Source organism: Streptomyces montanus, from assembly GCF_005786655.1.
Taxonomy (GTDB): domain Bacteria; phylum Actinomycetota; class Actinomycetes; order Streptomycetales; family Streptomycetaceae; genus Streptomyces; species Streptomyces sporangiiformans.
Genome location: NZ_VBZC01000002.1, coordinates 290,053 through 298,187, shown reverse-complemented (window position 1 = coordinate 298,187; position 8,135 = coordinate 290,053). Strand labels below are relative to the sequence as shown.

Here is an 8,135-nt window from a genome sequence, read left to right as displayed (position 1 = left end):
CTTGGAGCCCGGGTGCGGGGCGAGGTAGGTGGAGACCAGCTCGTAGCCGGCGAGCCAGTGGACCAGCTTCGGACGGTCGATGCCGTCGCGGTACAGCTTCTCGATCTCGGCGCACAGCTCGTTGGTGACCTGCGGGGCGCGCTGCCAGTCGATGAACAGCTTGTTGTCGGTCCAGCGGAGGACATCGTGCCGGTGCAGGTACGCGAAGAGCAGCTGGCCGCCGAGGCCGTCGTAGTTGCGGACGCGTTCGCCGGTGACGGGGAAGCGGAACATCCGGTCGAACAGCACCGCGTACTGCACGTCACGGCCCTGCGGGACGCCGTCGTCCGCCAGTTTCACGGCCTCCTTGAAGGCGGTGAGGTCACAGCGGAGCTCCTCCAGGCCGTACATCCAGAACGGCTGGCGCTGCTTGATCATGAACGGATCGAAGGGCAGATCGCCATGGCTGTGGGTGCGGTCGTGGACCATGTCCCACAGGACGAACGCCTGCTGGCAGCGATCCTGGTCCCCGACCATCTCGCGGACGTCGTCGGGCAGGTCGAGGCCGAGGATGTCGACGGCGGCCTCGGTGACCCGGCGGAAGCGGGCCGCCTCGCGGTCGCAGAAGATGCCGCCCCAGCTGAACCGCTCGGGGGCTTGACGGACGGCGATGGTCTCCGGGAAGAGGACGGCCGAGTTGGTGTCGTATCCCGAGGTGAAGTCCTCGAAGGTGATGCCGCAGAACAGCGGGTTGTCGTAGCGGGTGCGCTCCAGCTCGGCGAGCCAGTCCGGCCACACCATGCGCAGCACGACCGCCTCGAAGTTGCGGTCCGGGTTGCCGTTCTGCGTGTACATCGGGAAGACGACCAGATGCTGGAGGCCGTCCTCGCGGTGCGCGGCGGGCTCGAAGGCCAGCAGCGAGTCCAGGAAGTCGGGCACCTTGAAGCCCTCGTCCGCCCAGCGGCGCAGGTCCCTGGTGAGCGCCTCGTGGTAGGCCGCGTCATGCGGCAGCAGCGGGGAGAGCACCTCTACGGAGTCCGCGACACGGCGTACCGCGAGCTCGGCTTCGCCTCGATCCGGCGCGCCCTCGGCGTCGAAGTCGATCGAGCCGTCCTTGGACTGCCATGGCCGGATCCGCTCCACGGCATCCTTGAGCACGGGCCAAGCCGGGTGGTCCACCACCCTGCCACCGGAAGGAACCTGCTCCTCCGTGCCCACCTGCACAAGAATTTCCGTCATGACCCATCCTCCACGGGAGAACCTCGCGTATGGACACCGTACGCATGCGGGGTTCTTCCCCACAAGAGGGAAGATCGGGAAATTGTCCTGTCTGGCCCCATCGTCGCCGCTCTTTTTCCTGTCATGCATCGCTTAGACGATTACTTTCGCTCATTCGTGGGTAACCCCACAGGCCACACGTGCCTCCAGAAGCTCCGCACGTAAGCGGCAGCGAAGCCCGCGAAACCGGAGCGTTCGGTCAACGCTCTCGGGACGCGCCCACTCAGGGGTGATCCGATACACCGCGGCAATCCGTGCCGGGGCGGCTGGAACGCGTCATTCCCCGGTGTCGGACGGGGTTCATCGCCGAGCCTGGCGATTAGGCTGCGGCCTTGCCGCGTGGGTACGGGACCGCAGCGCGGCAGTCGAGCCGCCGTCGACGGAAGCGGAGTCAGCCTTGAACTTCCTCACCATCGGTCATCGCGGAATCATGGGTGTCGAACCCGAGAACACCCTTCGTTCCTTCGTCGCCGCCCAGCAAGCGGGCCTCGACGTGATCGAACTCGATCTGCATCTGAGCAAGGACGGCGAGCTCGTCGTCATGCACGACACCGACGTGGACCGGACCACCGACGGTTCGGGACCGATCGCGGAGAAGACCCTCGCCGAGCTTCGCGCGCTGGACGCGGGGCACGGTGAGCGCATCCCGGTCTTCGAGGAGGTACTGGACGCTGTCTCGGCACCGCTGCAGGCCGAGATCAAGGACGTCGCGGCGGCCCGGGCGCTCGCCGAGGTCATGCACCGGCGGGATCTGGTCGGCCGGGTCGAGGTGCTGTCGTTCCACGACGAGGCCATCGCCGAGATCGCGCGGCTCGTCCCAGGCGTACGCACCGCGCTGGTCGCCAGCCGGTACGGCACCGACGTCGTCGAGCGCGCCACGGCGGTCGGCGCCACCACCCTCGTACTGAACATCCGGCGGCTCACCCTGGAGATCGTCGAGCGTGCGCGCAAGGCGGACCTGCGGATCATCGGCTGGGTGGTCAACACGCAGGACCATCTGCGGCTGGTGCGCGCACTGGAGCTCGACGGGGCGACCACCGACTACCCGGAGATCAAGCGCACCGGTCGCTTCACGGCGTAAGCGGCTTCACCAGGAGCTCGAACTGCAGGTCGTCACGCTGCGGAATGCCGAACCGTTCGTCGCCGTACGGGAAGGGGGTCATCTCTCCCGTACGGCGGTAGCCGCGCCGCTCGTACCAGGCGATGAGGTCCTCGCGCACGGAGATCACGGTCATGTGCATCGCGCGCACGCCCCACGTCTCGCGTGCGTGCCGCTCCGCCTCCGCGATGATCACCTTGCCGAGACCCGCGCCCTGGAGCGCCGGGCTGACCGCGAACATGCCGAAGTAGGCGTGGTCACCGCGGTGTTCGAGCTGACAGCAGGCGATCACGGTGCCCTCGCGCTCTACGATCAGCAGGCGACTGTCGGGCGACTTGATGACCGCGCGCACACCCTCCGGATCCGTCCGCTGCCCCTCCAGGATGTCCGCCTCGGTGGTCCAGCCGGTCCGGCTGGAGTCTCCTCGGTAGGCCGACTCGATCAGCACCACCAGGGCGTCGACATCGGCGTCGGTGGCGTCTCGGAAGGTCAGGCCGGTGTCGGCGGTCTCGGCGGTGTCCATGGAAACGGCTCTCCGGTCTCGGGCGCGGCTGGGGCACCGATGAGCCTAAGGCCTGTCCGGCTAAAGTGCGGGTGCATGGTGCATGTACTCAGCAGCCGGACCTTGCTCCGCCCCACCGACCCCCATCGCTCCCGCGCCTTCTACGGCGAGCAACTGGGCCTGCCCGTCTACCGGGAGTTCGGCACCGGCCCCGAACGCGGCACCGTCTATTTCCTCGGCGGTGGCTTCCTGGAAGTCTCGGGCCGCTCCGAAGAACCCCCCTCCCCCGCGCTCAAGCTGTGGCTCCAGGTGGCGGACGTGACCGCCGCGTACGAGGAGCTGACGGCGGCGGGCGTGGAGGTGCAGCGGCCCCCGGTCAAGGAACCGTGGGGCCTGATCGAGATGTGGCTCACCGACCCGGACGGAACCGAGATCGTGGTGGTGGAGGTGCCTGCGGACCATCCGCTGCGGTACCGGCCGTAGGGCCCCACCGCTCAGCCGGCCGTCCTCTGCCGGGGACACTGAGGCGGCCGCCGTCACTCCCGGCACAGGCAGAAGGGATGGCCGACGGGGTCCGCGTACACCCGGAACCCGCGACGGCCGTCCTCGTCGTCCAGGTCGAGCGGGGTGGCACCGAGGGCCAGGACCTGGGCTTCGGCGGTGTCGATGTCCGGGACGGTGAAGTCCAGATGCAGCTGCTGGGAGTTGTCGTCGGCGCGTGGCCAGTGCGGCGGACGGAAGCCGGGGGCGCGCTGGAAGGCGATGCGATGGCCGCCGGGCGCGTAGAGGTCGTACCAGTCGTCGCTGTACTGCTTGATGTCGCCGCCGAGCACTCCCGCGTAGAAGGTGGCGAGGGCCATGGGATCCGGACAGTCCAGGGCTACGAGGCGGTACTGGGCGATGGCCATGGTGGGAAAGTCCTTTCCTTCAAGCCTCGTTCACAGGTCCTTCAGCGCCGGCAGCAGCTTCTTCTCCGCCCAGTCCAAGAAGGGGTGCTGGTGTTCACCGCCGACCTGGACGAGTGCGATCTCGGTGAAGCCCGCGGTGACGTAGGGGCGTACGGCCTCGACGAACGTGTCGACGTCGTCGCCGCACGGAATGGTCTCCGCGACATCCCCCGGACGTACGTTCCGGGTGGCTGTGCCGAAGTTCGCGGGGCCGGGCAGTTCGGCGTTGACCGGCCAGCCGCCCAACGCCCAGCGGAACTGGTCGTGAGCCCGGCCGACGGCCGCGTCCTTGTCCGGGTCGTAACAGACGGGCAGTTGCCCCACCTTCGGCTTGCCGCTTCCGCCGTGCCGTTCGAAGGAGTCCACCAGCTCGGTCTTCGGTTCGGTGGCGATCACCAGGTCGGCCAGCCGGCCGGCCAGTGCGCAGGAGCGCTCGCCCGAGACGGCGACGCCGATCGGGGGCGGCTCGTCGGGGACGTCGTACAGCTTGGCGTTCGTCACGTCGAAGTGCGGGCCGTGGTGGTTCACGGTCTCACCGGAGAACAGGGCGCGGATGATCCGGACGGCCTCTTCCAGCTTGTCGAGGCGGACATGTGCGGCCGGCCAACCGTCGCCCACCACGTGCTCGTTGAGGTTCTCGCCGGAGCCGAGCCCGAGCCGGAAGCGGCCTTCGGCGAGCAGCTGCGTCGTGGCGGCCTTCTGGGCGACGACCGCCGGGTGATAGCGCGTCGTCGGGCAGGTCACATACGTCATGAGAGGGATCCGGGACGTGGCCTGCGCCGCGGCCCCCAGCACGCTCCACGCGTACGGAGCGTGCCCCTGTTCCTCCAGCCAGGGGAAGTAGTGGTCGGAGGTGACGGAGAAGTCGAACCCTGCGTGTTCCGCGGCCACCACGTGCTGCACGAGTTCACGAGGGCCTGCCTGCTCGGCCATCATCGTGTATCCGATTTGCACCATGCGTTCCTAGTAGCCGGTCAGGGGTACCCGAAACGTGCCCCGGGCGGGCGCTGACGCCGAGGGGGTGCCGTCTGGCCTCGGCGCACGGCGGCCCGGTCCCGCGACGGCGGTGTGCGCGGGCCGGTGCCGGGTACCGGGGCCGGGCATGTCCATCCTCGTGTGCGACGGAGGTTCCCGATGGCTCTGCCCGGCAAGTCCCTGACCAGGTCCTGGCAGCAATGGCGGCACTGGCGGCAAGGACGCGACCGGTTGCCGGTCTCCCTCACGTCCACCGAGACCGAGGACGCGAACCGGAGGTTTCTGCTGTACGGGGTGCTGCCGCTGTGGGTCGTGCCGGCGGTCGCCGACTGGTGGATGCACCGGCGCACCCGGATCGAGCACACCTCCGGCACCAAGGAGTCCGTCGTACACGCGCTGATGATGACCGAGGCCGGAATCCCGGTCCTCATGGGCCTCCTGGCCCGGATCAACCCGCTCGTCCTGTCCGTGATGGGCGGGGCCGCGGCGGCTCACAGCGCCACCGCCCTGTACGACGTGACGCTGGCCGTCGAGGAGCGGGAAGTGCGCCCCGTCGAGCAGCACATCCACAGCTTCCTGGAGGTACTGCCGCTGTCGGGGCTGGCCTTCACGGCGTGCCTGCACTCGGATGAGGTCCGCGCGACCCTGCGCGGCGGCCGCGGCCCCGACGACTGGAGGCTGCTGCCCAAGGACCGGCCGCTGTCCGCCGCGTATCTGGCGGGGCTGGGCGTGGTGATCGGTGCCGGGGTGATGCTGCCGTACGCCGAGGAGCTGCGGCGCTGCGTCCGGGCCCAGCGCTCGTCATGACACCGCGAGCCCACAGGCCGACGCGTCGAACCGCGCCCGCGGGGCTGCCGTCCCTGCGCCGCGTACCCGTCGGCGGCACGGGCCCGGAGGATGTCGTCGTCGACCGCGAAGGCCGCGTGATCACGGGTGTCGAGGACGGCCGCATTCTGCGTGTCTCTCCGTATGGTCGTCCCGCCGACGTGGAACAACTCGCCCACACCGGAGGTCGGCCACTGGGGCTCGAAGTCCTGCCGGACGGGACGTTGTTGGTGTGCGACGCGGAGCGCGGGCTGCTGCGTGTCACCCCGGGTCGTGGGAACGGGGCGGTCGAGATTGTCGTCGACTCCGTGGCGGGCGCGCCGCTGCGGTTCTGCAGCAACGCGGCCGCGGCGGCGGACGGCACCGTGTACTTCACCGTCTCCAGCGGGCGGTACAGGCTTCAGGACTGGCTCGGCGACCTGATCGAGGACACGGCGACCGGCCGGCTGTTCCGGCTCCGGCCCGGCAGCGACGCGGCCGAACTCCTCCTGGACGGCCTGCGTTTCGCCAACGGAGTGGTCCTGTCCGAGGACGAGTCCTGTGTCGTGGTGGCCGAGAGCGGCGCGTACCGTCTCACCCGGCTGTGGCTGTCCGGTGCGCGTGCCGGCCGCCAGGACACCCTGATCGAGAACCTGCCGGGCTTCCCGGACAACCTTTCGCGTGGCGCGGACGGGACGATCTGGGTCGCCCTGGCCGGCCCGCGCCAAGCGCCCCTCGACTGGTTGCGTCATGTGCCCGTGGGAGTGCGCCGTGCGGTCTGGCGGATCGTCCGTCCGCTCCGCGTCCGCCCGCGCCCGGTCGCCCGCGTCATGGGCGTCGCCCCCGACGGCCGGATCCGCCACGATCTCGGGCGCCGCCGGGCCGGCTACCGCATGGTGACCAGCGTCCACGAATGCGGGAGCACCTTGGTTCTGGGGAGCCTCCTGGAGGACGGGATCGCGGTGTGCGAGGCGCCGGCGGGCGAGGGCGTGATCAGCTGACGGGATGCCCGGCGGTGATGCCGTCGACGTCACTCAGGCGCAGCGGCTCCCGTTCCGTACATCCCTTACGCCCCGTGCGCCCGCCGCTCCCGCCCGCGACGGGGCTGAGGAGGAAGCCGACGTGATCGCCCGCGTCGGTACGCCCTTCCACCCGGCCGACGAACCAGGCGAGCGTGCCGTCCAGTACGGGCACGCTGTCGGGGCCTGCTGTCCAGGCGGCCCGTGCGAACTTGTCCACGCGGTCGCCCGTCTCGCCGCCGAACAGCTCCGCGAGCGCGTACTGGTCGCGACCGGGCAGATGCACCGCGAGCCGTTCCGCGGAGCGCGCCACCCGGAAGGTCCGGTTGAGCGTCGACAGCCACACCATGAACCGGGCGGGCCGGATCGAGCACTGCGAGGCGAAGCTCACCAGGCAACCGGCCCGCTCCCCGTCGGCCGTGGCGGTCACCAGGTACACGGGGTGGTCGAGCCGGTCGACGAATGACTCCATGACCGTCATGTCAGTGCCTGGCCCTCTGCCCTCTCGCCCGGGATCGCGGTCCGTCCTCATGGCGCGGCACCCACCTCTCTGGCGGGTTCGGGCGGCAGGGCGGCCGACGACGGGCCGGGACTCCGTCACGTGCCCCGACCCGCCGAGAGTGGCCGCCGGCCTCAGTGGTGCCCGGGCCCGCCGCTGCCGAATCCGCCGCTGCTGCCCTCGTTCCAGGTCGGCGGCTTCTGGTTCTTCGCGCGACGCGAACCCATGTTGCCCAGGGCCCGCAGCTCGTGCGGGAGGAGCACCGTGCCGTCGTGCGGCATCTCATCGGGCTCACGCATCTCGCTGATCTCGTGGACGGCGCCGGTCTCGGGCAGGTGGGGCTGGTCCTCGGGGCGCGGGGGGCCGGGTTCACGGGCGCGCACGCGTTTGCCCAGCCAGACCGCGGCGATGAGCATCAACGTGATCGTCAAGCCCGCTCCGAGGGGGAGGGCCACGGCCGCGACTTCAGGAGGGATGGCCAAACCTCTGCCGAAGGTGTCCATGTCGGGCGAGTACCCGCGGGGACCGGGCGAAACAGGTGCACCGCGGGCCGTCGTGTGAGCCGCTCGTGAGCCGCTCGGGTCACGTCGCCGACGGGCCCCGTCGGGGGCAGGGCGCGGCCCGGCTGATGTCGGCGAGCACGGAGTTCGGGTCCCGGTTCGCCGCCAGGTCGCCGAGGCTGACCATGCCGACGGGCCTGCCGTCCTGCACCACGGGGAGCCGGCGCACCGCGTGCCGCCGCATCAGCGCGACAGCGGCCGAGGCCTCCTCGTCGGGGCCGACGCACACCGGGTCCGGCGTGCAGATCGAGCCGACGTCGATGATGCGCGGGTCACCGGCGTCCGCCACCACGCGCATCGCGATGTCACGGTCGGTGACCACGCCGAGCAGTCGGTCCCCCTCGGCGACCAGGACGCCGCCGAGGTCCTGGTCCCGCATCAACCGGGCCACCTCCACGAGCGACGCGCCGGGTTCGACCGTCGTCGCACCGGGTGTCATGACGTCGTACACCAACTGGGCCATGTCCCTTCAC

General features: G+C 70.3%; 11 protein-coding genes. 4 read left to right on the top strand and 7 right to left on the bottom strand.

Annotated features, from left to right (window positions below):
• A partial coding sequence (locus FE633_RS02705; protein ID WP_138043421.1) for a DUF6421 family protein occupies positions 1–1,218 on the bottom strand: 1,218 nt, incomplete at its 3' end.
• A gap of 436 nt (positions 1,219–1,654) precedes the next feature.
• Here FE633_RS02705 and FE633_RS02700 point away from each other — a divergent pair.
• On the top strand, positions 1,655–2,338 hold the full coding sequence (locus tag FE633_RS02700) for a glycerophosphodiester phosphodiesterase (protein ID WP_138043420.1): 684 nt from the start codon (positions 1,655–1,657) through the stop codon (positions 2,336–2,338).
• Here FE633_RS02700 and FE633_RS02695 read toward each other — a convergent pair.
• Positions 2,328–2,879, bottom strand: a complete 552-nt coding sequence (locus tag FE633_RS02695; protein ID WP_138043419.1) for a GNAT family N-acetyltransferase — start codon at positions 2,877–2,879, stop codon at positions 2,328–2,330. The genes FE633_RS02700 and FE633_RS02695 overlap by 11 nt on opposite strands.
• A 75-nt stretch (positions 2,880–2,954) precedes the next feature.
• Here FE633_RS02695 and FE633_RS02690 point away from each other — a divergent pair, with 75 nt between their 5' ends.
• Complete coding sequence (locus tag FE633_RS02690) at positions 2,955–3,341, top strand: VOC family protein (protein ID WP_138043418.1); 387 nt, start codon at positions 2,955–2,957, stop codon at positions 3,339–3,341.
• Between the two features lie 53 nt (positions 3,342–3,394).
• Here FE633_RS02690 and FE633_RS02685 read toward each other — a convergent pair whose 3' ends face one another.
• Entirely contained in the window at positions 3,395–3,766 is a 372-nt protein-coding gene (locus FE633_RS02685; protein ID WP_138043417.1) for a VOC family protein, read from the bottom strand.
• A gap of 30 nt (positions 3,767–3,796) precedes the next feature.
• Positions 3,797–4,762: an LLM class F420-dependent oxidoreductase gene (locus tag FE633_RS02680; protein ID WP_138043416.1), complete on the bottom strand. Its 966-nt coding sequence runs from the start codon at positions 4,760–4,762 to the stop codon at positions 3,797–3,799.
• Between the two features lie 177 nt (positions 4,763–4,939).
• Between FE633_RS02680 and FE633_RS02675 the strand changes: the two genes are divergently transcribed.
• Both FE633_RS02675 and FE633_RS02670 read left to right on the top strand, forming a co-directional pair.
• Positions 4,940–5,587: a diguanylate cyclase gene (locus FE633_RS02675; protein WP_246113374.1), complete on the top strand. Its 648-nt coding sequence runs from the start codon at positions 4,940–4,942 to the stop codon at positions 5,585–5,587.
• Positions 5,584–6,585: an SMP-30/gluconolactonase/LRE family protein gene (locus tag FE633_RS02670; protein WP_138043415.1), complete on the top strand. Its 1,002-nt coding sequence runs from the start codon at positions 5,584–5,586 to the stop codon at positions 6,583–6,585. Before FE633_RS02675 ends, FE633_RS02670 begins: the two co-directional genes overlap by 4 nt.
• Here FE633_RS02670 and FE633_RS02665 read toward each other — a convergent pair.
• The 3 genes from FE633_RS02665 to FE633_RS02655 form a co-directional block, all read right to left on the bottom strand.
• The gene (locus tag FE633_RS02665) at positions 6,578–7,084 is read right to left on the bottom strand and encodes a flavin reductase family protein (RefSeq protein ID WP_138043414.1); all 507 of its coding nucleotides are present in this window, start codon (positions 7,082–7,084) and stop codon (positions 6,578–6,580) included. The genes FE633_RS02670 and FE633_RS02665 overlap by 8 nt on opposite strands.
• A 152-nt stretch (positions 7,085–7,236) precedes the next feature.
• Complete coding sequence (locus FE633_RS02660; protein WP_119105476.1) at positions 7,237–7,605, bottom strand: DUF6479 family protein; 369 nt, start codon at positions 7,603–7,605, stop codon at positions 7,237–7,239.
• Between the two features lie 79 nt (positions 7,606–7,684).
• Positions 7,685–8,125, bottom strand: a complete 441-nt coding sequence (locus tag FE633_RS02655) for a CBS domain-containing protein (protein WP_138043413.1) — start codon at positions 8,123–8,125, stop codon at positions 7,685–7,687.
• Positions 8,126–8,135 lie beyond the last annotated feature (10 nt).